The sequence below is a fragment of the Burkholderia puraquae genome, assembly GCF_002099195.1.
Lineage (GTDB): Bacteria > Pseudomonadota > Gammaproteobacteria > Burkholderiales > Burkholderiaceae > Burkholderia > Burkholderia puraquae.
This window is the reverse complement of the sequence record NZ_NBYX01000018.1, coordinates 119567-145884: the sequence shown is the minus strand read 5'-3', so window position 1 is coordinate 145884 and position 26318 is coordinate 119567. Positions and strand designations below refer to the sequence as shown.

At 63.8% G+C, this 26318-nt stretch carries 26 protein-coding genes and 1 tRNA gene; 2 read left to right on the top strand and 25 right to left on the bottom strand.

Going from position 1 to position 26318, the window contains the following annotated elements; genetic code table 11:
• Positions 1 to 14: 14 nt before the first annotated feature.
• The 25 genes from B7G54_RS28460 to B7G54_RS28335 form a co-directional block, all read right to left on the bottom strand.
• Positions 15 to 1211, bottom strand: coding sequence for an acyl-CoA dehydrogenase family protein (locus B7G54_RS28460; RefSeq protein WP_085042068.1), 1197 nt, complete (start codon positions 1209 to 1211; stop codon positions 15 to 17).
• 54 nt (positions 1212 to 1265) lie between these two features.
• Positions 1266 to 1688: a DUF1178 family protein gene (locus B7G54_RS28455; RefSeq protein ID WP_085042067.1), complete on the bottom strand. Its 423-nt coding sequence runs from the start codon at positions 1686 to 1688 to the stop codon at positions 1266 to 1268.
• A gap of 136 nt (positions 1689 to 1824) precedes the next feature.
• Entirely contained in the window at positions 1825 to 2415 is a 591-nt protein-coding gene (locus tag B7G54_RS28450) for an NUDIX domain-containing protein (protein WP_085042066.1), read from the bottom strand.
• Between the two features lie 40 nt (positions 2416 to 2455).
• A complete protein-coding gene (locus tag B7G54_RS28445; RefSeq protein ID WP_047898602.1) occupies positions 2456 to 2752 on the bottom strand; it encodes a DUF2818 family protein in 297 nt (98 codons plus the stop codon).
• A complete protein-coding gene (gene nuoN / locus B7G54_RS28440; RefSeq protein WP_175130518.1) occupies positions 2752 to 4206 on the bottom strand; it encodes an NADH-quinone oxidoreductase subunit NuoN in 1455 nt (484 codons plus the stop codon). Before nuoN ends, B7G54_RS28445 begins: the two co-directional genes overlap by 1 nt.
• Positions 4207 to 4241: 35 nt before the next feature.
• Positions 4242 to 5732, bottom strand: coding sequence for an NADH-quinone oxidoreductase subunit M (locus B7G54_RS28435; RefSeq protein ID WP_085042064.1), 1491 nt, complete (start codon positions 5730 to 5732; stop codon positions 4242 to 4244).
• 16 nt (positions 5733 to 5748) lie between these two features.
• On the bottom strand, positions 5749 to 7803 hold the full coding sequence (nuoL, locus tag B7G54_RS28430; RefSeq protein ID WP_085042063.1) for an NADH-quinone oxidoreductase subunit L: 2055 nt from the start codon (positions 7801 to 7803) through the stop codon (positions 5749 to 5751).
• 17 nt (positions 7804 to 7820) lie between these two features.
• Positions 7821 to 8126, bottom strand: coding sequence for an NADH-quinone oxidoreductase subunit NuoK (gene nuoK / locus B7G54_RS28425; RefSeq protein WP_059233607.1), 306 nt, complete (start codon positions 8124 to 8126; stop codon positions 7821 to 7823).
• Between the two features lie 18 nt (positions 8127 to 8144).
• Positions 8145 to 8795, bottom strand: a complete 651-nt coding sequence (locus tag B7G54_RS28420; protein WP_085042062.1) for an NADH-quinone oxidoreductase subunit J — start codon at positions 8793 to 8795, stop codon at positions 8145 to 8147.
• 112 nt (positions 8796 to 8907) lie between these two features.
• Complete coding sequence (gene nuoI, locus B7G54_RS28415; RefSeq protein ID WP_085042061.1) at positions 8908 to 9396, bottom strand: NADH-quinone oxidoreductase subunit NuoI; 489 nt, start codon at positions 9394 to 9396, stop codon at positions 8908 to 8910.
• A gap of 12 nt (positions 9397 to 9408) precedes the next feature.
• On the bottom strand, positions 9409 to 10476 hold the full coding sequence (gene nuoH / locus B7G54_RS28410) for an NADH-quinone oxidoreductase subunit NuoH (RefSeq protein WP_011352696.1): 1068 nt from the start codon (positions 10474 to 10476) through the stop codon (positions 9409 to 9411).
• A complete protein-coding gene (gene nuoG, locus B7G54_RS28405) occupies positions 10477 to 12807 on the bottom strand; it encodes an NADH-quinone oxidoreductase subunit NuoG (RefSeq protein ID WP_085042060.1) in 2331 nt (776 codons plus the stop codon).
• A gap of 82 nt (positions 12808 to 12889) precedes the next feature.
• The gene (gene nuoF / locus B7G54_RS28400) at positions 12890 to 14200 is read right to left on the bottom strand and encodes an NADH-quinone oxidoreductase subunit NuoF (protein ID WP_006478267.1); all 1311 of its coding nucleotides are present in this window, start codon (positions 14198 to 14200) and stop codon (positions 12890 to 12892) included.
• Positions 14197 to 14682, bottom strand: coding sequence for an NADH-quinone oxidoreductase subunit NuoE (gene nuoE / locus B7G54_RS28395; RefSeq protein ID WP_006756903.1), 486 nt, complete (start codon positions 14680 to 14682; stop codon positions 14197 to 14199). The genes nuoF and nuoE overlap by 4 nt, the downstream gene beginning before the upstream one ends.
• A gap of 173 nt (positions 14683 to 14855) precedes the next feature.
• Entirely contained in the window at positions 14856 to 16109 is a 1254-nt protein-coding gene (locus B7G54_RS28390) for an NADH-quinone oxidoreductase subunit D (protein WP_085042059.1), read from the bottom strand.
• Positions 16110 to 16118: 9 nt separating this feature from the next.
• Entirely contained in the window at positions 16119 to 16721 is a 603-nt protein-coding gene (locus B7G54_RS28385; RefSeq protein WP_069248468.1) for an NADH-quinone oxidoreductase subunit C, read from the bottom strand.
• 21 nt (positions 16722 to 16742) lie between these two features.
• Positions 16743 to 17222 (bottom strand): NuoB/complex I 20 kDa subunit family protein, encoded by a 480-nt coding sequence (locus B7G54_RS28380; RefSeq protein ID WP_006398799.1) that lies wholly within the window; start codon positions 17220 to 17222, stop codon positions 16743 to 16745.
• Positions 17223 to 17284: 62 nt separating this feature from the next.
• Positions 17285 to 17644 carry an NADH-quinone oxidoreductase subunit A gene (locus B7G54_RS28375; RefSeq protein WP_006398798.1) on the bottom strand — a complete coding sequence of 120 codons (360 nt, stop codon included), beginning with the start codon at positions 17642 to 17644 and terminating at the stop codon, positions 17285 to 17287.
• A 153-nt stretch (positions 17645 to 17797) separates the two neighbouring features.
• Positions 17798 to 17882 (bottom strand) — tRNA-Leu (locus B7G54_RS28370).
• A 112-nt stretch (positions 17883 to 17994) separates the two neighbouring features.
• Positions 17995 to 18372 (bottom strand): preprotein translocase subunit SecG, encoded by a 378-nt coding sequence (secG, locus tag B7G54_RS28365; protein WP_085042058.1) that lies wholly within the window; start codon positions 18370 to 18372, stop codon positions 17995 to 17997.
• A 72-nt stretch (positions 18373 to 18444) separates the two neighbouring features.
• Positions 18445 to 19200 (bottom strand): triose-phosphate isomerase, encoded by a 756-nt coding sequence (tpiA, locus tag B7G54_RS28360; protein WP_085042057.1) that lies wholly within the window; start codon positions 19198 to 19200, stop codon positions 18445 to 18447.
• A gap of 141 nt (positions 19201 to 19341) precedes the next feature.
• Entirely contained in the window at positions 19342 to 20361 is a 1020-nt protein-coding gene (locus B7G54_RS28355; RefSeq protein WP_085042056.1) for an NAD(P)H-quinone oxidoreductase, read from the bottom strand.
• 150 nt (positions 20362 to 20511) lie between these two features.
• Positions 20512 to 22659: a polyribonucleotide nucleotidyltransferase gene (gene pnp / locus B7G54_RS28350; protein WP_085042055.1), complete on the bottom strand. Its 2148-nt coding sequence runs from the start codon at positions 22657 to 22659 to the stop codon at positions 20512 to 20514.
• Between the two features lie 290 nt (positions 22660 to 22949).
• Complete coding sequence (gene rpsO / locus B7G54_RS28340) at positions 22950 to 23219, bottom strand: 30S ribosomal protein S15 (protein WP_006398792.1); 270 nt, start codon at positions 23217 to 23219, stop codon at positions 22950 to 22952.
• Positions 23220 to 23326: 107 nt separating this feature from the next.
• Positions 23327 to 24586 carry a branched-chain amino acid ABC transporter substrate-binding protein gene (locus tag B7G54_RS28335; RefSeq protein ID WP_085042053.1) on the bottom strand — a complete coding sequence of 420 codons (1260 nt, stop codon included), beginning with the start codon at positions 24584 to 24586 and terminating at the stop codon, positions 23327 to 23329.
• Between the two features lie 169 nt (positions 24587 to 24755).
• Between B7G54_RS28335 and B7G54_RS28330 the strand changes: the two genes are divergently transcribed.
• Both B7G54_RS28330 and B7G54_RS28325 read left to right on the top strand, forming a co-directional pair.
• Positions 24756 to 25268, top strand: coding sequence for a hypothetical protein (locus B7G54_RS28330; RefSeq protein WP_085042052.1), 513 nt, complete (start codon positions 24756 to 24758; stop codon positions 25266 to 25268).
• A 381-nt stretch (positions 25269 to 25649) separates the two neighbouring features.
• On the top strand, positions 25650 to 26291 hold the full coding sequence (locus tag B7G54_RS28325) for a carbonic anhydrase (protein ID WP_085042051.1): 642 nt from the start codon (positions 25650 to 25652) through the stop codon (positions 26289 to 26291).
• The last annotated feature ends 27 nt before the right edge of the window (positions 26292 to 26318 follow it).

Here is a 26318-nt window from a genome sequence, read left to right as displayed (position 1 = left end):
TCTCCGTTCCTTGATCACAGCCCCAGAATCATCTGCGCGATGATGTTCTTCTGGATCTCGTTCGAACCGCCGTAGATCGACGTCTTCCGGTAATTGAAGTAGTACGCGGCGAGCGGTGCCGCATCGTCGTCGCCCGCGATGCTGTGCTCGCGCCGGCCATCGAGGAACGGCACGTCGAACGGTGCGGCGAGCGGGCCGATTGCGTCGACCATCAGCTCCGTGAGCGCCTGCTGCACTTCCGTGCCCTTGATCTTCAGCATCGACGCCTCGGGGCCCGGCCCCTTGCCGCTCGTTTCGCGGCTGACGACGCGCAGCACCGTCACCTCGAGCGCCATCAGCTCGACCTCGAGCGCCGCGACCTTTGCGGCAAACACGGGATCGGCAAGCAACGGCTTGCCGTTCTTGCGCTGGTTCGACGCCACGTGCTTCAGGAACGCGAGCTCGCGCTTCGACGCGCCGACGCGCGCGATGCCGGTGCGCTCATGGCCAAGCAGGTATTTCGCGTAGGTCCAGCCGCGGTTCTCGTCGCCGACGAGATTCTCGACCGGCACCTTCACGTCCTCGAAGAACACCTCGTTGACCTCATGGTCCTCGTCGAGCATGACAATCGGGCGCACCGTGATGCCGGGCGTCTTCATGTCGATCAGCAGGAACGAGATGCCCTCCTGTTTCTTCGCTGCCGGATCGGTACGCACGAGGCAGAACATCATGTCGGCGTACTGGCCGAGCGTCGTCCAGGTCTTCTGGCCGTTGACGACATAGTGGTCGCCCTGGCGCTCGGCGCGCGTGCGCAACGATGCGAGGTCAGATCCCGAACCCGGCTCCGAGTAGCCCTGACACCACCAGTCCGAGCCGTCGAGAATGCGCGGCAGATAATGACGTTTCTGCGCTTCGCTGCCGTATTTCATCAACACCGGCGCGACCATCGATACGCCGAACGGCAGCACGGTCGGCGCACCGATCCGCGCGCACTCCTCATCCCAGATGTGCCGTTGCGTCGCGTTCCAGCCCGGGCCGCCATATTCAATCGGCCAGGCGGGCGCGGACCAGCCTCGCTGGCCGAGAATCCGGTGCCAGCTCGCGAAATCCTCGCGGTCGAGTCGTTTGTGATCGAGTACCTTGGCGCGCAGTGCGTGAGGCAAGTTGGCCTCAAGCCAGGCGCGGACGTCGACGCGGAACGCGTCGTCGGCGGGTGAATAATCCAGATCCATGCGCAGTGTCTCCTGTCCGCAGCCATCCGGCCCGACAAAGACTCACTGCATATGTTATTGCAGCGGTTCTTTCAGCGCGGCAGGAATCGGCAGCGGCATCACGTCGATGCCTTCTTCGACCAAGGATTGCGCATCTTCGGGCGTCGTGATGCCACGAATGCTGCGTGCCGGCGCCTCGTTGTAATGGATGCGCCGCGCTTCCTCGGCGAAGCGCTCGCCCACATTCTCGGTTTTCTCCAGCACCTCGCGCAGCGCACGCATCACCTGCGCCTGCAGTGCACGCGGATCGGCCGGCTGCGCCTGCGTCGCGCCCGACAGATTCAGGCGCGGCGCCGACGGCAGACGGTTGACCTCGGTCGTTCCGCACACCGGACATTCGACCAGCTTGCGGGACAACTGCGCTTCGAATTCATCGGCGGAAGCGAACCAGCCTTCGAACCGATGACCGTGCGGGCACTGTAAATCGAGGACCTTCATGCTGAATCAGGGCGTATGACGAGTGTAGCGCAAAAAGCGATTTTATGAACGATCGTGCTAAATACCGATGGCGCGACGCGGAGACATCGCGTCACCGGATTGTAACGCGGCGCCCCACCCGCCGCTGACGCCGCGCTCAGGGCGTCAGGACCGGCCCGAGCGGCCACGTGCCGGACAGCACCTTGTCGAGCCACATGGTGCCGATGATCGTCTTCACGTCGGAAATCTGGCCCGTGCGCACCCATTCCTGCAGGTCGGCCTGCGTCGCGGTGAAGGTCTCGAGGAATTCGCCTTCGTCGAGCTTGCGCTCGCCGGCCGTCAAGCCGCGCGCCAGGTACAGGTCGATGAATTCGGTCGAATAGGAAATGATCGGGTGAATCCGGGCCAGGAACACGTACTCGCGTGCGGTGTAACCCGTTTCCTCGCGCAGTTCGCGCACCGCGCATGCGAGCGCGCCTTCGTTCGGATCGAGCTTGCCGGCCGGGAATTCGGCCATCACCTTGCCGATCGGATAGCGAAACTGGCTTTCCATCAGCACGCGGCCGTCGTCGAACAGCGGGATCACCATCACCGCGCCCGGATGCTGGACGTATTCGCGCGTGGCCTTCTTGCCGTCCGGCAGGCGGACGGTATCGCGCTTGAGCTTGAGGAACGCGCCTTCGAAGATCGCCTCGCTTTCGAGGCAGGTTTCGGTCAGTGCGGCGTCGTGATTGGGTAGTTCGGCCATCGGCGGCTCCGGGAATGAGCACGACGGACGGCCGGAGCCGTCAGCGTCGTTTGACGAGATACTGGAACGTAAAGCCGGGAAATGCGAACACGATGAAAAGACTGAACGTGATCGCGTAGAACTGCCAGCCCTGTTCGAAGCGGTTGCCGGCGCGCGACTCGAGCCAGAAGCCGAGCGCGCCAACGATGAAGTACAGCACGATCAGCTCGCCGATCCGCACCCACGCACTCTTCTTCGCCGCGCCGAACGGCACGACGGCGAAGAGGCGTTGGTTCAGGAACGGCAGGTTGGCGCAGACGAGCGCCAACAGCACGATAAACCAGCCGGCTGCCGACATTACAGCGGCAGCGTGTGACGAATTGCCTGCAGGCAGGCCGTCAGCAGCGGGCTCGGGATCAGGCCGAGCACGACGACTGCCAGGCCGTTCAGCACGAGGATCGTGCGCTTGCAGAAATCGCCCGAGATCGGCGTCGCATCCTGCGGTGCATCGAAGTACATCAGCTTCACGATGCGCAGGTAGTAGAACGCGCCGAACAGCGACGTGATCACGGCCAGCACGGCCAGCCACGTGAGGCCCGCGTTGACGGTCGCCTCGAGCACGGCGAGCTTCGCGTAGAAGCCGACGGTCGGCGGGATACCTGCCAGCGAGAACATCATGACCATCATCACGAACGCGAACACCGGGCTGCGCTTGTTGAGGCCCTTGAAGTCGTCGATCGATTCGGCTTCGAAGTCGCGGCGCGCGAGCAGCATCACCACGCCGAACGAGCCGAGCGTCGTGATCAGGTAGACGATCGCGTAGAACATCGCGGAGCTGTAGGCATTCGCCGGTGCCGCCGCGTCGCCCTTCACGATGCCCGCGAGCAGGCCGAGCAGCACGAAGCCCATGTTCGAGATCGCCGAGTACGCGAGCATCCGCTTGATGTTGCGCTGGACGATACCCGTGATGTTGCCGACGATCAGCGACAGTGCGGCGAGGATCACGAGCGCGGTCTGCCAGTTCTGTGCGAGCGGCAGCAGGCCCATCACCAGGAAACGCAGGCCCCACGCGAACGCGGCAACCTTCGGGCCGCCGCCGACGAACAGCGTCATCGCGGTCGGTGCGCCTTGATAGACGTCCGGCACCCACATGTGGAACGGCACGGCGCCGAGCTTGAACGCGATACCGGCGACGATGAAGACCACGCCGAACATCAATACGGCTGCGTCGGTGTTGCCGCCGACCGCCTTGTACACCTCGCCCAGCTCGAGCGAGCCGGTCGCACCGTACAGCATCGAGATGCCGTACAGCACGAAGCCCGACGCGAGCGCGCCCAGCACGTAGTACTTCATCGCGGCTTCGCTCGACTGCGCGGCATCACGGCGCAGCGCGATGACTGCGTACAGCGACAGCGACATCAGTTCGAGACCGAGGTACAGCGTCAGGAAGTTGTTACCCGACACCATGACCAGCTGGCCGAGCAGCGAGAACATGCCGAGCAGGAACACGTCGCCGCGGAACATGTCGCGATCTTCGAGGTACTTGCGCGAATAGACGAGCGAGACCGCGAAACCGAACGACACGACCGCCTTCATCATGCTCGCGAACGAGTCGACGACGATCATCTTCGAGAAGAAGTAATACGGCTGCGGGTCGAGCGCCTGCACCGCGAACCACACGCCGGCGACGACCGACGATACGACCGCGATCAGGTAGGTCAGGCGACGGCCGGAAGCACCGGTAAAGGTGTCGTTCAGCCATGCGACGACGATGGCGGCCATCACCAGCGCGTCAGGCAACAGGACATTCATAGGAGCGTTCATGATCTTGATTTCCTCCGCTCGCGTTACTGGGCCAGCGGCAGCTTCGACTGCGCGACGTGGGAGAGGAGGTTTTCCACCGAAACGTGCATCACGTCGGTGAAAGGCTTCGGATACAGACCCATCAGCAGCGTGAACGCGGCAAGCACGGCCAGCATCAGGAATTCACGACGGCCGATGTCCTTCAGCTTGGCAACGTGATCGTTCGCAACCGCGCCGAAGTACACGCGCTTGTACATCCAGAGCGTGTAAGCAGCACCGAGGATCAGCGTGAATGCCGCACCGAATGCGATCCAGAAGTTGTACTGGACGGCCGCGAGAATCACCATGAACTCGCCGACGAAACCCGACGTGCCCGGCAGGCCGCAGTTGGCCATCGAGAACAGCATTGCGAACGCCGCGAACTTCGGCATCACGTTGACGACGCCACCGTAATCGGCGATCTGGCGCGAGTGCACGCGGTCGTACAACACGCCGATGCAGAGGAACATCGCACCCGATACGAAGCCGTGCGAGATCATCTGGATGATCGCGCCTTCGACGCCGAGTTGGTTGAAGATGAAGAAGCCGAGCGTGACGAAGCCCATGTGCGCGATCGACGAATACGCGACCAGCTTCTTCATGTCGGCCTGCACCATCGCGACGAGGCCGATGTAGATCACCGCGATCAGCGACAGCGTGACCACGACCGGTGCCAGGAAATGGCTCGCGTCAGGCGTGATCGGCAGCGAGAAGCGCAGGAAACCGTACGCCCCGAGCTTCAGCATGATCGCCGCCAGCACGACCGAGCCGCCCGTCGGCGCTTCCACGTGCGCATCCGGCAGCCACGTGTGCACCGGCCACATCGGCACCTTCACCGCAAACGCGAGGAAGAACGCGACGAACAGCAGGATCTGTGGCGTCATCGCGATCTTGGCGTTCTGCCACGTCGCGAGGTCGAACGAATGCGTTTCCGTGTACAGGTAGATCAGCGCGACCAGCATCAGCAGCGAGCCGGCCAGCGTGTACAGGAAGAACTTGAATGCCGCATACACGCGGTTCGGGCCGCCCCACACGCCGATGATGATGTACATCGGGATCAGGGTCGCTTCGAAGAACACGTAGAACAGCAGGCCGTCGGCCGACGAGAACACGCCGATCATGATCCCGGACAGGATCAGGAAGGCCGCGAGGTACTGCGCGACGTTCTCGGTGATCACTTCCCATGCGGCGATCACGACGATCACCGTGATCAGCGCGGTCAGCACGACGAACCACATCGAGATGCCGTCGACACCAAGGTGATACGCGATATCGAAGCGCTCGATCCAGGTCGACTTCTCGACGAACTGCAGCGCAGCGGTGCTCGAATCGAAGCCCGTGATCAGCGGGATCGTAACCGCAAGGCCGAGCAGCGAACCGATCAGCGCAATCCAGCGGGCCGTGCCCGGATTTTTGTCGTTACCCACCGCAAGCACGAGGAGGCCGAAAACGATCGGCAACCAGATCGCGGTACTGAGAATCGGAAAAGCGTGCATTAAGTTGTCCCCCGCCTTATTTGCCGCCGAGCGTTACAAACAGGGTCAGGAGCCCCAGCATGCCGATGATCATGGCGAACGCGTAGTGATAGATGTAACCGGATTGGAGGAAGCGGATCACGCTGGCGAACCAGCCGATGAACCGGGCGCTGCCGTTGACGAGGCCGTCGATCACGACGACGTCACCTTCCTTCCACAGGCCGCGGCCGATCGCCACCGAACCACGGGCGAACACCACTTCGTTGATCTTGTCCATGTAGTACTTGTTGTCCAGCAGCGTGTAGATCGGGCCGAACGCACGGCGGATCGACGCCGGCAGTTCCGGACGCTTCAGGTACAGGAACCAGGCGACAACGACACCGGCGAGTGCGAGCCAGACCGGCAGGCCCGACACCGAGTGCAGGCCCATGCCCACCCAGCCGTGGAACTCCTCGGCCATCTCGGCCAGCGCCGGGTGGTTTTCACCGATGAAGATCACCTTGTCGAACGCGACGCCGTGCTGGAAGAAGTCACCGAACAGCATCGGGGAGATCGCGAACGCACCGATGATCACCGACGGGATCGCCAGCAGGACCAGCGGCACCCACACGACCCACGGGGTCTCGTGCGGTTCGTGCGCGTGGTCGTCATGACCGTGGCCATGGCCGTGGTCGTCGTGGCCGTGCGCCGCTGCCATGCCCATCGGCGATTCCGGATGCTTCGGCTTGCGGAAGCGCTCTTCGCCGTGGAACACCAGGAAATACATGCGGAACGAGTACAGCGCCGTGACGAACACGCTCGCGACGACCGCGAAGTACGCGAAGCCCGAACCCGGCAGGTGCGACAGCTTCACCGCGTCGATGATCGAGTCCTTCGAGTAGAAGCCCGAGAAGAACGGCGTGCCGATCAGCGCGAGCGAACCGACGAGCGACGTGATCCACGTGATCGGCATGTACTTGCGCAGGCCGCCCATGTTGCGCATGTCCTGGTCGTGGTGCATGCCCATGATGACCGAGCCGGCGCCGAGGAACAGCAGTGCCTTGAAGAACGCGTGCGTCATCAGGTGGAACACGGCGACCGGGTAAGCGGACACGCCGAGCGCGACGGTCATGTAGCCGAGCTGCGACAGCGTCGAGTACGCGACCACGCGCTTGATGTCGTTCTGGATGATGCCGAGGAAGCCCATGAAGAGCGCCGTGATCGCGCCGATCACCGTGATGAACGACAGTGCGGTGTCCGACAGCTCGAACAGCGGCGACATGCGCGTCACCATGAAGATGCCGGCCGTCACCATCGTCGCCGCGTGAATCAGCGCCGAGATCGGGGTCGGGCCTTCCATCGAGTCAGGCAGCCACACGTGCAGCGGGAACTGTGCCGACTTGCCCATCGCGCCGATGAACAGGCAGATACAGGCCACGGTCAGCAGGCCCCAGTCGGTGCCCGGGAAGTGCAGGCTCGCGAGCTCCGCGCGTTTCGCGAACACTTCGCCGTAGTTCATCGAGCCGGCAAACGCGAGCAGCAGGCCGATGCCGAGCAGGAAGCCGAAGTCGCCCACGCGGTTCACGAGGAACGCCTTCATGTTCGCGTAGATCGCGCTCTCACGCGTGAAGTAGAAGCCGATCAGCAGGTACGACACCAGACCCACCGCTTCCCAGCCGAAGAACAGCTGCAGGAAGTTGTTGCTCATCACGAGCATCAGCATCGAGAACGTGAACAGCGAGATGTACGAGAAGAAGCGCTGGTAGCCGTCTTCTTCCGCCATGTAGCCGATCGTGTAGATGTGCACCATCAGCGAGACGAAGGTCACGACGACCATCATCATCGCGGTCAGCGAATCGACGAGGAAGCCGATTTCGAGCTTCAGCGAGCCGACGTTCATCCATTCGTAGACGGTCGCGTTGAAGCTTGCGCCGCCCAGCACGTCGAAGAAGACTTTCGCCGACAGGAGGAACGCGATCATTACGCCGAGGATCGTGATCCGGTGTGCGCCCTTGCGCCCGACTGCGTTCCCGAACAGCCCCGCAATCAGCGAGCCGGCCAGCGGAGCGAGCGGAATCGCCAGCAGCAGGTTTTCATTGAGTGTCGTTGACATAACAGCGTTGCCTGAAATTAACCTTTGAGCTGATCGAGATCCTCGACATTGATCGTGTCGAGCTTACGGAACAGGGTCACCAGAATCGCCAGACCGATCGCGGCTTCCGCTGCGGCGACGGTCAGTACGAAGAACACGAAGATCTGGCCGTGCACATCGCCGAGGTAATGCGAGAACGCGACGAAGTTGGTATTCACCGCCAGCAGCATCAGTTCGATCGACATCAGGATGATGATGATGTTGCGGCGGTTCAGGAAGATCCCGACGATCGCGATCGCAAAGAGGATCGCGCCGAGCACGAGGTAATGAGCAAGAGTCAGCATGGTTTTCTTTTCCTCCGCTTAGCCGTTGGTGCTCGTACCGGCTTCGCTCTGCGCCGTTTCCGGCTGCGGCTTTTCCGCTTCCATCTTCACGAGGCGCACGCGATCGTTGCGGCGCACCTTGACCTGATCCGACACGCGCTGGCGCTTGCTGTCCTTGCCCTTGCGCTCGGTCAGCCCGATCGCGGCAATGATCGCGACCAGCAGCACGAGGCCGGCGATTTCAAACGCGAAGATGTAGTCGGTGTAGATCACCTTGCCGATCAGTCGCGTGTTCGACCAGTTGGCCATCTCGCCCGTCGCCATCGCGTGGACCGTCTGCGTGTCGCCGTAACCGCGCCACAGGATCAGCGCGGTTTCGATCACGATGATCGCGCCGACCACGGTCGCCATCGGGACGAAGCGCTTGAAGTCGCGGCGCAGGTAGTCGATGTTGATGTCCAGCATCATCACGACGAACAGGAACAGCACCATCACGGCGCCCACGTACACCAGCACCAGCAGGATCGCGAGGAACTCCGCTTCCAGCAGCATCCAGATCGCGGCGGCATTGAAGAACGCCAGCACAAGGAAAAGCGCAGACGCCACCGGGTTGCGCGAAGTGATCACCTTCAGCCCTGATACCACCAGGAGCAGCGCGAAGATGTAGAACAGTACGGTCGTGAATTCCATGATTACCGGTTCATCGTTAGGCCATAGTCAGGCGCGGCTTGCGGGACGCTCTCGCGTGCCGCACCCGTCGCGGCGGCTCGGCCCTGGCTTCGGGCCGGCACTGCAAACACAATCAACGATACGGCGCGTCGGCAGCCTTCGCCGCAGCGATGTCCTTCTCGTAGCGATCGCCCACCGCGAGCAGCATTTCCTTCGTGAAATACAGGTCGCCGCGCTTTTCGCCGTGGTACTCGAGAATCTGCGTCTCGACGATCGAATCGACCGGGCAGCTCTCTTCGCAGAAACCGCAGAAGATGCACTTCGTCAGGTCGATGTCGTAGCGCGTCGTGCGGCGCGTGTTGTCCGCGCGCGTTTCCGATTCGATCGTGATCGCCATCGCGGGGCACACCGCCTCGCACAGCTTGCATGCGATGCAGCGCTCTTCGCCGTTTTCATAGCGGCGCAGCGCATGCAGCCCGCGGAAACGCGGCGAGATCGGCGTCTTTTCTTCCGGGAACTGCACGGTGACCTTGCGCTTGAACGTGTAACGGCCGGTCAGCGCGAGCCCTTGCAGCAGCTCGGTCAGGAAGAAGGTCTTAAAGAAGTGTTGGATTGCCGTCATGATTTCGTCCGATTACTTCACCCAGATGTTGAGCGGCGACATCATCCAGAAGCCGACCACGACCACCCAGACCACCGTGACGGGCAGGAACACCTTCCAGCCCAGACGCATGATCTGGTCGTAACGGAAACGCGGGAACGTCGCGCGCACCCAGATGAACACCGACAGCAGCGCGAAGATCTTCAGCACCAGCCAGAAGATGCCCGGAATGAACGACAGGAATTCGAACGGGGCGTCCCAGCCGCCGAGGAACAGCGTCGCCGTCAGCGCCGAGATCACGATCATGTTGATGTACTCGGCGAGGAAGAACAGCGCGAACGCCATGCCCGAGTAATCGATCATGTGACCCGCGACGATCTCCGACTCCCCTTCCACCACGTCGAACGGGTGACGGTTCGTTTCGGCGATGCCCGAGATGAAGTAGACGACGAACGCCGGCAGGAGCGGCAGCCAGTTCCACGACAGGAAATTCACGCCGTGGCCCGCGAAGAAGCCGTGCTGCTGCGAACCGACGATTTCCGACAGGTTCAGGCTGCCGGCCGTCATCAGCACCAGCACCAGCGCGAAGCCCATCGAGATTTCGTACGACACCATCTGTGCCGCAGCGCGCATCGCGCCGAGGAACGCGTATTTCGAGTTCGATGCCCAGCCCGCGAGAATCACCGCGTACACGCCGATCGACGAGATCGCCATCGCGTACAGCAGGCCCGCGTTCACGTTCGCGAGGACCGCTTCGGCCTGGAACGGGATCACGGCCCACACGGCGAACGCCGGCACGACGGTCATGACCGGCGCGATCAGGTACAGCCAGCGGCTGGCGGCGCTCGGCTGAATGACTTCCTTCAGCAGCAGCTTCAGCACGTCGGCGATCGGCTGCAGCAGGCCGCCGGGGCCGACGCGGTTCGGGCCGAGACGCACGTGCATCCAGCCGATCAGCTTGCGTTCCCACAGAATCAGGTACGCGACGCACAGCAGGATGACGACGGAGACGACGAGGATGCGCACGATTGCCCACACCGTCGGCCACGCGAAGCCGAGAAGCTGGGACCCGCCCGCGTTGATCGTATCGAACAAGCTCATTTACGCCTTCTCCACCACCAGTTCACCGGACAGGCTGCCGAGCGCTGCGCCGGCAGGCGTCGCCGCCGACACGCGAACGACCGTCTCCGCAAGATTCGCGTCGCGCACGGCCGGCAACTGCACCGCACGCTCGCCCTGGCGCACGCGTACCGCGTCGCCTTCCTTCAAGCCCAGCTTGTCGAACAGCGCGGCCGGCAGGGCTGCGGCATTCGCCGCCTTCGCGGCGGCCGTCAGGTGCAGCGCACCTGCGCGGCGCACGAGCGCGTCGGCGTGATAGATCGGCACGTCGGCCAGACGCTCGAAGCCGCCGTTCGCGGCATTCGCCGCGACGCGCACCGGCGCGACCGACGTCTGGTTCGACAGGCGACCCGCGACGCCAGCATCGCCGAGCGCGGCGAGACGCACGTCTTCCGCGGTCTCGTATTCGAAGTTCGGCAGGCCGAGCAGGCTGCCGAGCACGCGCAGCACCTTCCAGCCCGGACGTGCGTCGCCGAGCGGGCGCACGACGCCGTTGAAGCTCTGTACGGTGCCTTCCGCATTCACGTACGTGCCGGCCGTTTCCGTGAACGGCGCAACCGGCAGCAGCACGTCGGCGTAGTCGAGACCGTGCTTGAACGGCGACATCACGACGACCATTTCCGCCTGGTTCAGCGCGGCCAATGCCTGCGCCGGATCGGCCGTGTCGAATTCAGGTTCGACGTTCAGCAGCACGTAGCCCTTGCGCGGCTGCGCGAACGCTTCGCGTGCGTTCAGGCCGCCTTCGCCCGGCAATGCGCCGACGACGTGCGCGCCGACCGTGTTCGCCGCTTCCGTCAGGAAGCCGAACGTGGCGCCGGTGTTGTCGGCGATCCACTTGGCGACCGCGTGCAGCTTTGCGAATTCCGGATGGCGGACCGCGACGTTGCCGAGCAGCACCGCGCGGCGTTCGCCGTTCGCGAGCGACTGGGCGACAGCCTGCGCAGCCGGCGATGCCGTGACGCCCGCGAGCGTGTCGGGCAGTGCGACGCCGCGCAGTTGCGCGACGGCCGCAGCGATACCGGCCAGTTGGTCAAGCCATGCCGACGGCGCGGCAACGATGCGCTGCGCGGTCGGGATCAGTGCGTCGTCGCCGGTCGCGTGCAGGAAGTGCAGCTTCGCGCCATTCTTCGCGGCCTGACGCAGGCGGGCGGCGAACAGCGGATGGTCGCGGCGCAGGAACGAACCGACGACGAACGCGGCGTCCACGTTCGACAGGTCGGCGATCGGCATGCCGAGCCACGGTGCGCCCTGGACAGGCGCCGAGAAATCCTGCTGACGCAGACGGAAGTCGACGTTCGGCGTCTTCAGTTCGTTGGCGAGCTGCTTCACGAGGAACAGCTCTTCAGCGGTACTGTGCGCGCTCGCGAGCATCGCCAGCGCGTTTGCGCCGTGATCCGCGGCGATGCCCTTCAGGCCCTTCGCGACGTATTCGAGTGCGGTCTGCCAGTCGGTCTCGATCCACTGGCCGCCCTGCTTCAGCATCGGCTTCGTCAGGCGCTCTTCGCTGTTGAGGCCTTCATACGAGAAGCGATCCTTGTCCGAGATCCAGCATTCGTTGATGGCTTCGTTCTCGAACGGCAGCACGCGCATCACGCGGTTGTTCTTCACTTGCACGACGAGGTTCGCGCCGACGGAGTCGTGCGGGCTCACCGACTTGCGACGCGACAGTTCCCACGTACGGGCGCTGTAGCGGAACGGCTTGCTGGTCAGCGCGCCGACCGGGCACAGGTCGATCATGTTGCCCGACATCTCGGAATCGACCGTCTTGCCGACGAACGTCGTGATTTCCGAGTGCTCGCCGCGGCCCAGCATGCCGAACTCCATCACGCCGGCGATTTCCTGGCCGAAGCGGACGCAGCGCGTGCAGTGGATGCAGCGCGACATTTCTTCCATCGAGATCAGCGGGCCCACATTCTTGTGGAACACCACGCGCTTCTCTTCCGAGTAGCGCGACGACGACTTGCCGTAGCCGACCGCCAGATCCTGCAGCTGGCATTCGCCGCCCTGATCGCAGATCGGACAGTCGAGCGGGTGGTTGATGAGGAGGAATTCCATCACCGACTGCTGTGCCTTCACGGCCTTGTCGGATTGCGTATGGACGATCATGCCGGCCGACACGGGGGTCGCGCAGGCAGGCACGGCCTTCGGCATCTTCTCGACTTCGACGAGACACATCCGGCAGTTGGCTGCAACCGACAGTTTCTTGTGATAGCAGAAGTGAGGAATGTACGTATCCGCCTTGTGCGCAGCCTGGATCACCATGCTGCCTTCGGGCACCTCGACCTTCTTGCCGTCTATTTCAAGTTCAACCATGATGGTGAATGGTCCTTAACCTATTTCCGCCCGTTCGCGCCTTCGCCCGACCGTGCGCTCAAATTCCGCAACCGGGTTCGCTTCAGGCTGCCGCCGCGTGCGCGTGGCCGCCGACCATGCAGTGCTTGTGCTCGACGTGGTACGCGAATTCGTCCCAGTAGTGCTTGAGCATTCCGCGTACCGGCATCGCCGCCGCATCGCCGAGTGCACAGATCGTGCGGCCCATGATGTTCTCGGCAACCGAGTTCAGCAGGTCCAGATCTTCCTGGCGGCCTTCGCCGTGCTCGATACGGTTCACGACGCGATACAGCCAGCCGGTGCCTTCACGGCACGGCGTGCACTGGCCGCACGATTCCTCGTAGTAGAAGTACGACAGGCGCAGCAGCGAGCGCACCATGCAACGCGTCTCGTCCATCACGATCACCGCGCCGGAACCGAGCATCGAGCCCGCCTTCGCGATCGAATCGTAGTCGAGATCCGTCTGCATCATGATGTCGCCCGGGATCACCGGTGCCGACGAACCGCCAGGAATCACGGCCTTGATCTTCTTGCCGCCGCGCATCCCGCCGGCGAGCTCCATCAGCGTCGCGAACGGCGTGCCGAGCGGCACTTCGTAGTTGCCCGGACGCTCGACGTCGCCCGACACCGAGAAAATCTTCGTGCCGCCGTTGTTCGGCTTGCCGATCTCGAGGTAATTCTGCGGCCCGATGGACAGCAGGAACGGCACCGCGGCGAACGTCTCGGTGTTGTTGATCGTGGTGGGCTTGCCGTACACGCCGAAGCTCGCCGGGAACGGCGGCTTGAAGCGCGGCTGGCCCTTCTTGCCTTCGAGCGACTCGAGCAGCGCCGTTTCCTCGCCGCAGATGTACGCGCCGTAACCGTGGTGCGCGTGCAGCTGGAACGAGAATTCCGAGCCCATGATGTTGTCGCCGAGGAACCCGGCGGCACGTGCTTCATCGAGCGCCGCTTCGAAGCGTCGATACACTTCGAAGATTTCGCCGTGGATGTAGTTGTAGCCGACGGTGATGCCCATCGCGTACGCGCCGATGGCCATGCCTTCGATCAGCGCGTGCGGGTTCCAGCGCAGGATGTCGCGATCCTTGAACGTGCCCGGCTCGCCTTCGTCCGAGTTGCAGACGAGATACTTCTGCCCCGGGAACTGACGCGGCATGAAGCTCCACTTCAGGCCGGTCGGGAAGCCCGCACCGCCACGGCCGCGCAGGCCCGACGCCTTGACGTCGGCGATCACCTGCTCAGGCGGAATCTTTTCTTCGAGAATGCGGCGCAGCTGCTTGTAGCCGCCGCGCGCAACGTAATCTTCGAGATGCCAGTTCTCGCCGTTCAGACCAGCGAGGATCAGCGGTTTGATGTGACGGTCGTGGAGGGACGTCATTTCGAGAGCTCCTCAAGCAGCTGGTCGATCTTCTCGCGGCTCATGAAGCTGCACATTCTGTGATTGTTCACCAGCAGCACCGGCGCATCGCCGCACGAGCCCATGCATTCGCCTTCCTTCAGCGTGAACTTGCCGTCGGGCGTGGTCTCGCCGAAGCCGATGCCGAGCTTCTGTTTCAGGTAGTCGGCAGTCGCTTCCGCGCCACCGTGCGGGCCAAGCTGGCACGGCAGGTTCGTACAGAGCGTGATCTTGTGCTTGCCGACCGGGTTGAGCTCGTACATCGTGTAGAACGTCGCGACTTCCTGCACGGCAACGGCCGGCATGCCGAGATAGTCCGCAACGAACTGCATCAGTTCGGGCGACAGCCAGCCGTGCTCTTCCTGAGCAACGGCCAACGCCGACATCACGGCGGACTGTTTCTGATCGGCGGGATACTTCGTCAACGCGCGATCGATTTCCTTCAGGCCTTCAGCTGAGATCATTTTCAGACACGACTCTTTCAATTCCTACCGAACGAACAACCTGCCGCACACTGGGGTGCATGGACGGCAGACCTGGCGCTCACTCTGTTGACAGCTTGCGAAGCTGCGCCGGTTCAGCGCGCATCGCGTGCGACTTACTGCTCGCCGCCCGCTCGCGCGGGCGGCGCTAACCATTAGCGATCGATTTCGCCGAACACGATGTCCTGCGTACCGATGATCGTGACGGCGTCGGCGATCATGTGACCGCGCGCCATTTCGTCGAGCGACGCCAGGTGCGCGAAACCCGGTGCGCGAATCTTGAGGCGATACGGCTTGTTGGCACCATCCGACACGAGGTAGATACCGAACTCACCCTTCGGATGCTCGACCGCCGCGTACGCTTCGCCTTCCGGCACATGGAAACCTTCGGTGAAGAGCTTGAAGTGGTGAATCAAGTCTTCCATGTTGGTCTTCATGCCGACGCGCGACGGCGGTGCAACCTTGTGATTGTCCGTCATCACCGGGCCCGGATTCTTGCGGAGCCACTCAATACACTGTTTCGCGATGCGGATCGACTGGCGCATTTCTTCGACGCGCACCAGATAGCGGTCGTAGCAATCGCCGTTCACGCCGACCGGCACATCGAAATCCATGCGATCGTACACTTCGTACGGCTGCTTCTTGCGCAGATCCCAGGCGATGCCCGAGCCGCGCAGCATCGGGCCCGTCAGGCCCATCTGCAGCGCACGTTCCGGGCTGACCACGCCGATCCCGACCAGACGCTGCTTCCAGATCCGGTTGTCGGTGAGCAGCGTTTCGTATTCGTCGACGCACTTCGGGAAGCGCGCGAAGAAATCGTCGATGAAGTCGAGCACCGAGCCGCTGCGCGCTTCGTTCATCTTCGCGAGCGCCTTCTCGTTGCGGATCTTCGACGCCTTGTATTGCGGCATTGCGTCAGGCAGATCGCGATAGACGCCGCCCGGACGGTAGTACGCCGCGTGCATCCGGGCGCCGGACACCGCTTCGTACACGTCCATCAGGTCTTCGCGTTCGCGGAATGCGTACAGGAACACGGCCATCGCGCCGACGTCGAGCGCGTGCGCGCCGATCCACATCAGGTGGTTCAGCACACGCGTAATCTCGTCGAACAGCACGCGGATGTACTGCGCGCGCTCCGGCACGTCGATGCCGAGCAGCTTTTCGATCGCGAGCACATAGCCGTGCTCGTTGACCATCATCGACACATAGTCGAGACGGTCCATGTACGGCACGGACTGGATGAACGTCTTGGATTCCGCGAGCTTTTCCGTCGCGCGGTGCAGCAGGCCGATGTGCGGATCGGCACGCTGGATGACTTCGCCGTCGAGCTCGAGCACGAGGCGCAGCACGCCGTGCGCTGCCGGGTGCTGCGGGCCGAAGTTGAGCGTGTAGTTCTTGATTTCTGCCATGACGCCCCCTTAATGTTTCAGACCGCCATAGCGATCCTCGCGGATCACGCGCGGCGTGATTTCGCGCGGCTCGATCGTCACCGGCTGGTACACGACCCGCTTCTCTTCCGGGTCGTAACGCATTTCGACATAGCCCGACACCGGGAAGTCCTTGCGGAACGGGTGGCCAATGAAGCCATAGTCGGTGAGGATGCGGCGCAGGTCGGGGTGGCCTTCGAACACGATGCCGTACAGGTCGAACGCTTCGCGCTCGTACCAGTTCGCGGAGGTCCAGATATCGACCAGCGACGCCACGATCGGCAGGTCGTCGTCCGGCGCGAATACGCGCAGGCGCAGGCGCCAGTTGTTCGTGACCGACAGCAGGTGCGACACGGCCGCGAAGCGCGGGCCGTCGTAGGCGCCGTCGCCGAAAGTCTGGTAGTCGACGCCGCAGAGGTCGATCAGCTGCTCGAAACGGAGCTTCGGATCGTCGCGCAGCATCTTTGCGACTTCGAGGTAATCGCTCGCCTTCACGACGAGCGTCAGTTCACCGATCGCTTCGGTGAGGCTCACCACGCGCGCGCCGAGCGCGGCTTCGAGGTTGGCCTTGAGGGTCTCGATTTTGCTTGCCATATTGAGGGGACGCTCGGGGCTTTATTGACGGGCGATGGTATTGGTGCGACGGATCTTCGCCTGAAGCTGGATCACGCCGTAGACCAGCGCCTCGGCCGTGGGCGGACAGCCCGGCACGTAGACGTCGACCGGCACGATCCGGTCGCAACCGCGGACCACCGAATACGAGTAGTGGTAGTAGCCGCCGCCGTTCGCGCACGACCCCATCGAGATCACCCAGCGCGGCTCGGCCATCTGGTCGTACACGCGGCGCAGTGCGGGTGCCATCTTGTTGCAGAGCGTGCCGGCGACGATCATCACGTCCGACTGGCGCGGGCTCGGGCGAAACACGACGCCGAACCGGTCCAGATCGTAACGGGCTGCGCCCGCATGCATCATTTCGACGGCGCAACACGCGAGCCCGAACGTCATCGGCCACAGCGAGCCGGTACGCGTCCAGTTGATCAGCTTGTCAGCCGTCGTGGTGACAAACCCTTCCTTCAAGACCCCTTCGATACTCATTTGCTTTCCACTCCAGACGAGCGACCGAGCGTGGCCGCCCATGCAAACCGGCGATTAACCCATCACTCCCAGTCGAGGCCGCCTTTCTTCCAGATATAGGCAAAGCCCAGCAGGAATTCGAGCAGAAAAATCATCATTGCGATGAAACCCGGCCAGCCGATATCGCGGAGCGCGACGCCCCACGGAAACAGGAATGCGGTTTCGAGATCGAAGATGATGAACAGGATGGCGACGAGGTAGTACCGGACGTCGAATTTCATCCGGGCGTCTTCAAAGGCTTCGAAGCCGCACTCGTACGGTGCGTTCTTCTCGACGTCCGGCTTGTTGGGACCAAGGAGCTTGCCGATGCTGACCAGCGCTATACCTAAACCAGTGCCCACGAGGAGGAACAACAAGACGGGGTAATAGGCTGCGAGGTTCAAGGCAATCCTCTATCGGTTGGTTCTGAGCGTCCGGAGAATACCACTTCCGGCGGAAGGAATCATTTCGGAGTACAGGCGATCGCAAGACAACCGCAAGCACACCCCAGAAATGAAAAATGCCAGCCACTAGAAGCGGCTGGCATTGAGTAACTTTGGTGCCGACGGCGAGACTCGAACTCGCACAGCTTTCGCCACTACCCCCTCAAGATAGCGTGTCTACCAATTTCACCACGTCGGCACTGCATGCAACCGGGGTTGTAACTACTTGTTTCCCGCGAATCGCTTCAAGAATTAAATTCTAACCTGACTTCGGGATTTGTTCAACGCACAACCGCAAAAAAATTAACTTTTTATTTCGGGACATCCTGGCCCGGCGCGCTTGCAGCCGAACCCGCGGCAGCGGATGCCGCGACGGCCGGCACCGACGCCGCAGGCGCCGAAACCGGCGCGGTCGCCGCCGCGCCGAGCACGCCCGCCGACGGTGTCGACTTGTACGAGCCGAGGTACGTCAGCGCGAGCGTCGCGACGAAGAAGATCGTCGCGAGAATGCCCGTCGTACGCGACAGGAAGTTCGCCGAGCCCGTCGCACCGAACAGGCTGCCCGACGCACCGCTGCCGAACGCGGCGCCCATGTCGGCACCCTTGCCGTGCTGCAGCAGCACGAGACCAATCACACCGAGTGCAGACAGCACCTGCACCACAATAATCAGCGTCTTGAATAACAGCATCACACCCACCCGAATGGATCGGGCGACCGGAACGACCGGCCGCCGTCATGGTTCAATTCGATCGCGGACCGCTCAGCGTGCGGCCCGGCAGATCGCCAGGAAATCTTCCGCCTTCAGCGACGCGCCGCCGATCAGGCCGCCGTCGATGTCCGGCTGCGCAAACAGCTCTTCCGCGTTGTCCGGCTTCACGCTGCCGCCGTACAGCACGGACACGTCCGCCGCGCCCTTTGTCGCGAGACGCGCACGCAGGAACGCGTGCACGTCCTGTGCCTGCGCCGACGTCGCACTCTTGCCCGTGCCGATCGCCCAGACCGGCTCGTACGCGACGACGATGCGCGCGGCCTCGTCGGCGGTCAGCACGGCCAGCACGGCGTCGAGCTGCGCACCGACCACCTGCTCGGTCGCACCCGATTCGCGCTCGTCGAGCGTCTCGCCGACGCATACGACAGGCGTGAGCCCCGCTGCGAGCGCGCGCTGCGCCTTCGCCGCGACCGTCTCGTTGCGCTCGCCGTGATACGCGCGACGCTCCGAGTGACCGACGATCGCATAGCGTGCGCCGAACTCCGCGACCATCGCGGCGGCCACTTCGCCGGTGAACGCGCCCTGCTCGTGCGCCGACACGTCCTGCGCCCCCCAGGCGACACGGCCGCCGTCGAGCTGCGCCTGAACCTGCGCGAGATACGGGAACGGCACGCACACGCCGACCGACGTTTCGGCCGCCACCGCGCCCGCGCCCTGCACCACTTCGTTCAGCAATGCCTGGTTGCCGGCCAGCCGGCCGTGCATTTTCCAGTTGCCGATCACACGCTTAGTTCTCTGTTTCGACATCGTGTCTGTCTCGTCACCGCTTGGTCATTAACGCGCCGGAAACCGGCCGTCAGGTTTGATCTGGCGAAGCAAACCGGCGATTTTACTGCGCGCGGCTTGAACCGGTCAAACCGCGCATGTCAAGCCCGGCCGCACGGGCCGTCAGGCGTTCGTACCCCAATCGAGCACGATCTTGCCGGTGTGCTCGCTGCTTTCCATCAGCGCGTGCGCCTGCGCGGCCTCCGCAGCGGGCAATACGCGATAGATCACCGGCTTGATGCGGCCGTCGGCAAGCAGCGGCCACACGCGCGCCTTCAGTTGCGCGGCGATCTGCGCCTTGAACTCGACCGGACGCGGGCGCAGCGTCGAACCCGTGATCGTCAGCCGGCGACGCAGGATCTCACCCAGGTTGACGTCGGCCTTCGCGCCACCGAGCAGCGCGATCAGCACGAGACGGCCGCCATCCGCAAGCGCGGACAGTTCGCGCGGCACGTACGAGCCCGCCACCATGTCGAGGATCACATCAACGCCGCGATCGTGCGTCAGCGACTTCACGACTTCGACGAAGTCCTCCGTCTTGTAGTTGATCGCGCGTTCGGCGCCGAGCGCCTCGCACGCACGGCACTTGTCGGCAGTACCGGCCGTCGCGAACACGCGAAAACCGAGCGCGTGCGCGATCTGGATCGCCGTCACGCCGATGCCGCTCGAGCCGCCCTGCACGAGCAGCGTCTCCTGCTCGCCGCCCTCGCCCGCGCCGAGTTGCGCACGGTCGAACACGTTGCTCCACACGGTGAAAAACGTTTCGGGCAGCGACGCGGCCTCGATATCGGTCAGCCCGTCGGGCACCGGCAGGCATTGCAGCAGCGGTGCGACCGCATACTCGGCATAGCCGCCGCCCGCGAGCAGCGCACACACGCGATCGCCGAGCGTCAGGCCGAACGGATTCAGCGCGGCGTCGGACAGGTCGCCGCCGACGATCTCGCCCGCGACCTCGAGGCCCGGCAGATCCGACGCACCCGGCGGCGGCGCATAGGCGCCCTTGCGCTGGAACACGTCGGGCCGGTTCACACCGGAAGCCGCCACCTTGATCAGCACTTCGCCGCGCTTCGGTTCGGGGCGCGGACGCTCCGCAAGCTTCAGCACGTCGGGGGCGCCGAATTCGGTGATTTCGATGGCTTTCATGGTGATGGTCGCTCCGGGATCAGGATCGGACGGATGGCGCGCCCGCGCACGGCACGGGCGCCTGGCCGGCGCTGCTGCGCCGCACAACGATGCTACAGAAAAAACGGCCGGCACGCTTTCGCACTGCCGGCCGTTGGTCCGCCCGCCCGCTTACTGCTGCGGCGGCGTGTCCGACTGCGACGCCGCCGCTGCTTCATTCAGCAGCGCCTTCGCCGACAGACGCACGCGACCCTTTTCGTCCGTCTGGATGACCTTGACCTTCACTTGCTGGCCTTCCTTCAGGTAGTCGTTGATGTCCTTCACACGCTCGTTGACGATTTCCGAGATGTGCAGCAGGCCGTCCTTGCCCGGCAGCAGGTTCACGATCGCGCCGAAATCGAGCAGCTTGAGCACCGTGCCTTCGTACACCTGGCCGACTTCGATCTCGGCCGTGATTTGCTCGATGCGCTTCTTCGCTTCGGCCATGCCGTCGCTGTTCGTGCTCGCGATCGTCACGACGCCGTCATCGGAGATGTCGATGGTCGTGCCCGTTTCTTCCGTCAGCGCGCGGATCACCGAACCGCCCTTGCCGATCACGTCGCGGATCTTTTCCGGGTTGATCTTGATCGTGATCATGCGCGGCGCGAACTCCGACAGTTGCGTGTTCGCACCCGAGACTGCCGACGTCATCTTGCCGAGGATGTGCATGCGGCCTTCCTTCGCCTGCGCGAGCGCGACCTGCATGATTTCCTTCGTGATGCCCTGGATCTTGATGTCCATCTGCAGCGCCGTCACGCCTTGCTCCGTGCCGGCCACCTTGAAGTCCATGTCGCCGAGGTGATCTTCGTCGCCGAGGATGTCGGTCAGCACCGCAAACTTGTTGCCTTCGAGGATCAGGCCCATCGCGATGCCCGCGACGTGCGCCTTCATCGGCACGCCGGCGTCCATCAGTGCGAGGCAGCCGCCGCACACCGATGCCATCGACGACGAACCGTTCGATTCGGTGATTTCCGACACTACGCGGATCGAGTAGCCGAATTCGTCGGCGCTCGGCAGGCACTTGACCAGTGCACGCTTCGCGAGGCGGCCGTGGCCGATTTCGCGGCGCTTCGGCGAGCCGACGCGGCCCGTTTCGCCGGTCGCGAACGGGGGCATGTTGTAGTGGAGCATGAAGCGCTCGCGATATTCGCCTTCGAGCGCGTCGATGATCTGCTCGTCACCCTTCGTGCCGAGCGTCGCGACGACCAGCGCCTGCGTTTCGCCGCGCGTGAACAGCGCCGAGCCGTGGGTACGCGGCAGCACGCCGGTACGGATCTCGATCGGGCGCACGGTGCGCGTGTCGCGGCCGTCGATGCGCGGCTCGCCGTTCAGGATCTGCGAACGGACGATCTTGGCTTCGATGTCGAACAGCACGTTGCCGACCGTTGCCTTGTCGGCTGCGACCGTACCGGCCGCCAGCGCGTCTTCCTCGAGCTTCGCCGAGGTCGCTGCGTAGACTTCCTTCAGCTTCGCCGAACGCGCTTGCTTGTCGCGAAGCTGGTAAGCCGCGAGCAGGTCGTTCTGTGCCAGCTCGGTCACGCGCGCGATCAGCGCTTCGTTCTTCGGTGCCGGCTGCCAGTCCCACTCGGGCTTGCCGCCTTCGCGCACCAGTTCGTGGATCGCGTCGATCGCGACCTGCATCTGCTCGTGGCCGAACACCACGGCGCCCAGCATCACGTCTTCCGACAGCTGATCGGCTTCCGACTCGACCATCAGCACGGCGCGCTCCGTACCCGCGACGACGAGGTCGAGGCTCGATGCCTTGATCTGGTCACGCGTCGGGTTCAGCACGTAGGCGTTATCGATGTACGCCACGCGTGCGGCACCGACCGGGCCGTTGAACGGCAGGCCCGACACGGCGAGCGCAGCCGATGCGCCGATCAGCGCGGGGATGTCCGCCGGGATTTCCGGGTTCACGGACAGCACGTGGATCACGACCTGGACTTCGTTGTAGAAGCCTTCCGGGAACAGCGGGCGCAGCGGACGGTCGATCAGGCGCGACGTCAGCGTCTCGTGCTCCGACGGACGGCCTTCGCGACGGAAGAAGCCGCCCGGGATCTTGCCGGCCGAATAGGTCTTCTCGAGGTAGTCGACGGTCAGCGGGAAGAAATCCTGGCCCGGCTTCGCCGACTTCGCGCCGACGACGGTTGCCAGCACGACGGTGTCTTCGACGTCGACGATCACGGCGCCGCTTGCCTGGCGAGCGACTTCACCGGTTTCGAGGCGCACCTTGTGCTGGCCCCACTGGAATTCCTTCACGACCTTGTTGAACATGGACATGGTTGCTCCTTTGAATTCATGCATTTCATTCGCCGCGCCGGCCATCCCGCGCGGCGGCGTCCCGACCGAATCACCCGGAGCAAGGTGTGTTTTTTATGCCATTCCAGCGCGGCGCTCGTGCAGCGACGCGCTGGAATGACACAAACCCCGCCCCGGTATCAGTCGTTGCGGCAGCCCTGCACGTATGTGCCGGACAGCCTGCGGTGCGTGTGACGCTACGCATCGCGCAAAAACAAAATGCCTGTATCAGCGGACTGACACAGGCATCTTGCTGGCGGCAATCGCCTCGATTACTTACGCAGACCCAGCTTCTCGATCAGTGCGCGGTAACGGTCGGCATCCTTGCCCTTGAGGTAGTCGAGCAGCTTGCGGCGGCGGCTCACCATGCGCAGCAGGCCGCGGCGGCTGTGGTGATCCTTCGCGTGGGTCTTGAAGTGACCCGTCAGTTCGACGATACGTGCGGTCAGCAGTGCGACCTGGACTTCGGGCGACCCCGTGTCGTTGGTACCGCGGGCGAACTGAGCAACAACTTCCGACTTCTTGATATCTGCAACAGACATGTGATTTCCTTTCTAACTGAACAGGCGGACACGGAAGAATGGCCGTGCCGTGACTTACAACCGGCGCGCATTGTAGCACAACTCCGCACCGTTCTTACCGCCTCCTGTCACGGGCGCGTCATCGAGCAGGCGGACGGCACCTCCGTACGCTGCGCCGGCACCGCGAGCACCGTCCGGAAGCCGTAGCCGGAGCCCTCGTTGTCGAAGCGCACGCCCGGCGTGCCGGCCTTGTCCATCTCCATTACGTAAAGGGGCTGGATCAGCTGGTGATCCTGCCCCCGCATCCGCGACGCATGGAAACCGTCGTCGAATGACAAACCCTCGAGCGCCCGCGCGACCGCAACGGGGTTGGCCGAACCCGCGCGATTCATCGCCGCGGCCAGCATCTCGATCATCAGGCTCATCCGCCGCACCGGATAGTCCTCCTGGGCGGCCGGAAAACGGTTCCGGAACGCGCGGTAGAACGCATCGGATTTCGCGCCGCCCGCGTTCGGGTGCCAGTCCGCCACGGCCACGACCCGTCCGACACCGGCGTCGCCGAGTGCCGCCGGCGCGCCGAGGCTGTTGCCATAGAACGTATAGAACTTCGCATTCAGCCCCTGCTCGCGCGCCGCCTTCACGAGCAGCGTGAGGTCGTTGCCCCAGTTGCCGGTCACGACCGCGTCGGCGCCGCTCGCGCGGATCTTCGCGATGTACGGCGAGAAATCCTTGATCCGGCCGATCGGGTGGAATTCGTCGCCGGCGATCGTCACGTCCGGGCGCCGCGCAGCCAGCGCCTGCCGTGCGAGCGTGCTGACGTCGTGGCCGAAACTGTAGTCCTGGTTCAGCAGGTAGACCTTGCGGAGCGCGCGGTCGCGCGCCATCACGTCCGCGAGCGCGGCCATCCGCATGCCCGCGTGCGCGTCGAAGCGGAAATGCCAGAAACTGCAGCGCGCGCCGGTCAGCGCCGGATCGTCGGCCGAATAGTTGAGGAACAGCATCCGGTTGTCCGGATCGCGCGCGTTCAGCTTGTCGAGCGCCGCGACGAGCGCGGCCGCGACGGCTGAACTGTTGCCCTGCGCGACGAATCCGATATGGCGGTCCGCGGCCGCGCGCAGTTGCACGAGTGCCTCCTCGGGGCTGCCCTTGCTGTCGAGCACGACAAGTTCGAGCGGATGCGCGCCGTCGCGCAGCTTCACGCCGCCCGCCGCGTTGACCTGTTCGACGCCGAAGCGCAGGTTGCGCTCGACCGCCGCACCGGCGTTCGCGAACGGGCCCGACATCCCTTCGATCAGCGCGATCCGCACCGGCTCGCCGCCGGCAAACGCGGACGACACCAGTATCCACCCCGCGCTCAACGCGAGCGCGCACCGCTTCCACCCCTGCATCGGCCACCTGCCCTTCAATCTGCCCGAGAAGCGCGGATCATAGGCCGGCGCCCCCGCCGCCCGCAAGCGTGACCGCACAGGCGATCCGCACCGATTTTTTCCGCGCGATGCGCGGTCGCGCACCGTCCGTGATAAAACGGGACTTGTTTCCGTGTTCTGGAGAATCCCCATGCGCTTTCGCATTTCCGTGCGCCTGCCGGTGCTGCTCGCCAGCGCCGCCGCGCTGCTGGCCGGTTGCGCGCAACCGTGGCAGCAATACCAGGCCGGCCAGGACGAGTCGGCGATCGTCGCACGCATGGGCCCGCCGCGCGAGATCTACGACCTGCCCGGCGGCGGCAAGCGCCTGATGTGGCCGACCCAGCCGATGGGCGAAATCACCATCGCGGCCGACGTCGACGCAGCCCACAAGATCGTCAACGTGCGCCAGGTCCTGCAGCCGAGCGAGTTTTATCGCGCGGAGATCGGCAAGTGGACGAAGACCGACGTCCTCGTCAACTTCGGACGCCCCGTCGAGACGTCCTACTTCCCGCTGATGAAGCGAGAGGTGTGGACCTACCGGTATCTCGAGGACAACGTCTGGTACATGATGTACAGCTTCTACTTCGATCCGCAGGGCATCCTGCGCATCACGCAGAAAACGCCCGACCCGCTGCACGACCCCGACCGCCGCAACCTGTTCTGACCGATTAAGCATTTACGCGCAATTTTCACCGTGGCCATTCACGAATCATTTCGTGAATGGCCATTTCCTTTTTTCCGCTTTCCGATTAATTCGGCAAATACCACGGAAATCTTTTCCGATCGTAACATTCAGATGGCAACACGCTGACATCCCTGTCATGCGGGCCTTTGCGCGGAAACAGGCATAAGCAATGCATGTCATGCGGCGGATTGGTGCATGCAATGCACTACGCCAAGCCAATTTGAAACAAATTGTTTCAACGCACCCGAAGCGCTAGGGCATACCCCTAATATCAGTCGAAATAGAACCTTTCAATTTAGAAAGAATGCCATTACGTCATTTCCGCCGATATTCGTTTGCCCCTATCAAAAAGGAGTCCTCATGAATCGCCCCAAGAGCATGCTGGTTGCCAACATCGCCTGGGCCCGCGAAACGCGTGAATACACGCCCGGTTTCTTCGACGCGCTGGCGCGCGGCCAGAACCCGCGCGTGCTGTGGATCGGCTGCGCCGACAGCCGCGTGCCGGCCGAAACCATCACGCACTGCGCGCCCGGCGAGCTGTTCGTCCATCGCAACATCGCGAACCTGTTCCATCCTGACGACGACAATTCCGCCAGCGTGCTCGAGTACGCGGTGCGCGTGCTGCAGGTCGACCACGTGATCGTGTGCGGGCACTACGGGTGCGGCGGCGTACGCGCGTCGCTGCTGCCGCCACCGTCCGACCTGCCGCACGTCGCGCGCCGCATCGCGCCGCTCTGCGCGCTCGCGCGGCGCCATCGCGACACGCTCGACGGGCTTGACGACACGGCCGCCGCCGACCGCCTCGCCGAACTCAACGTGCTCGAACAGGTGCGGCTGCTGCGCGCGTCCCCCATCGTGCGGGGCCGCGAACGGCCGCCGCTCGTGCACGGCTGGATCTTTTCGCTCGCCGACGGCCGCCTGCAGGAACTCGATTCCGGCTACACCGCTCCGCCCGCCGACGTCGAACCCGTGCAGGCCGCGACGGCCGGCGCGCTCGGCTGACCTACCCCGCCCCCAAGCCAATGAAAT

What these genes read in the sequence shown, in the direction of transcription:
- B7G54_RS28460 (WP_085042068.1), bottom strand. Translation starts at nt 1,211, where the DNA reads ATGGATCTGGATTATTCACCCGCCGACGACGCGTTCCGCGTCGACGTC.
- B7G54_RS28455 (WP_085042067.1), bottom strand. Translation starts at nt 1,688, where the DNA reads ATGAAGGTCCTCGATTTACAGTGCCCGCACGGTCATCGGTTCGAAGGC.
- B7G54_RS28450 (WP_085042066.1), bottom strand. Translation starts at nt 2,415, where the DNA reads ATGGCCGAACTACCCAATCACGACGCCGCACTGACCGAAACCTGCCTC.
- B7G54_RS28445 (WP_047898602.1), bottom strand. Translation starts at nt 2,752, where the DNA reads ATGTCGGCAGCCGGCTGGTTTATCGTGCTGTTGGCGCTCGTCTGCGCC.
- nuoN (WP_175130518.1), bottom strand. Translation starts at nt 4,206, where the DNA reads ATGAATGTCCTGTTGCCTGACGCGCTGGTGATGGCCGCCATCGTCGTC.
- B7G54_RS28435 (WP_085042064.1), bottom strand. Translation starts at nt 5,732, where the DNA reads ATGCACGCTTTTCCGATTCTCAGTACCGCGATCTGGTTGCCGATCGTT.
- nuoL (WP_085042063.1), bottom strand. Translation starts at nt 7,803, where the DNA reads ATGTCAACGACACTCAATGAAAACCTGCTGCTGGCGATTCCGCTCGCT.
- nuoK (WP_059233607.1), bottom strand. Translation starts at nt 8,126, where the DNA reads ATGCTGACTCTTGCTCATTACCTCGTGCTCGGCGCGATCCTCTTTGCG.
- B7G54_RS28420 (WP_085042062.1), bottom strand. Translation starts at nt 8,795, where the DNA reads ATGGAATTCACGACCGTACTGTTCTACATCTTCGCGCTGCTCCTGGTG.
- nuoI (WP_085042061.1), bottom strand. Translation starts at nt 9,396, where the DNA reads ATGACGGCAATCCAACACTTCTTTAAGACCTTCTTCCTGACCGAGCTG.
- nuoH (WP_011352696.1), bottom strand. Translation starts at nt 10,476, where the DNA reads ATGAGCTTGTTCGATACGATCAACGCGGGCGGGTCCCAGCTTCTCGGC.
- nuoG (WP_085042060.1), bottom strand. Translation starts at nt 12,807, where the DNA reads ATGGTTGAACTTGAAATAGACGGCAAGAAGGTCGAGGTGCCCGAAGGC.
- nuoF (WP_006478267.1), bottom strand. Translation starts at nt 14,200, where the DNA reads ATGACGTCCCTCCACGACCGTCACATCAAACCGCTGATCCTCGCTGGT.
- nuoE (WP_006756903.1), bottom strand. Translation starts at nt 14,682, where the DNA reads ATGATCTCAGCTGAAGGCCTGAAGGAAATCGATCGCGCGTTGACGAAG.
- B7G54_RS28390 (WP_085042059.1), bottom strand. Translation starts at nt 16,109, where the DNA reads ATGGCAGAAATCAAGAACTACACGCTCAACTTCGGCCCGCAGCACCCG.
- B7G54_RS28385 (WP_069248468.1), bottom strand. Translation starts at nt 16,721, where the DNA reads ATGGCAAGCAAAATCGAGACCCTCAAGGCCAACCTCGAAGCCGCGCTC.
- B7G54_RS28380 (WP_006398799.1), bottom strand. Translation starts at nt 17,222, where the DNA reads ATGAGTATCGAAGGGGTCTTGAAGGAAGGGTTTGTCACCACGACGGCT.
- secG (WP_085042058.1), bottom strand. Translation starts at nt 18,372, where the DNA reads ATGCTGTTATTCAAGACGCTGATTATTGTGGTGCAGGTGCTGTCTGCA.
- tpiA (WP_085042057.1), bottom strand. Translation starts at nt 19,200, where the DNA reads ATGTCGAAACAGAGAACTAAGCGTGTGATCGGCAACTGGAAAATGCAC.
- B7G54_RS28355 (WP_085042056.1), bottom strand. Translation starts at nt 20,361, where the DNA reads ATGAAAGCCATCGAAATCACCGAATTCGGCGCCCCCGACGTGCTGAAG.
- pnp (WP_085042055.1), bottom strand. Translation starts at nt 22,659, where the DNA reads ATGTCCATGTTCAACAAGGTCGTGAAGGAATTCCAGTGGGGCCAGCAC.
- rpsO (WP_006398792.1), bottom strand. Translation starts at nt 23,219, where the DNA reads ATGTCTGTTGCAGATATCAAGAAGTCGGAAGTTGTTGCTCAGTTCGCC.
- B7G54_RS28335 (WP_085042053.1), bottom strand. Translation starts at nt 24,586, where the DNA reads ATGCAGGGGTGGAAGCGGTGCGCGCTCGCGTTGAGCGCGGGGTGGATA.
- B7G54_RS28330 (WP_085042052.1), top strand. Translation starts at nt 24,756, where the DNA reads ATGCGCTTTCGCATTTCCGTGCGCCTGCCGGTGCTGCTCGCCAGCGCC.
- B7G54_RS28325 (WP_085042051.1), top strand. Translation starts at nt 25,650, where the DNA reads ATGAATCGCCCCAAGAGCATGCTGGTTGCCAACATCGCCTGGGCCCGC.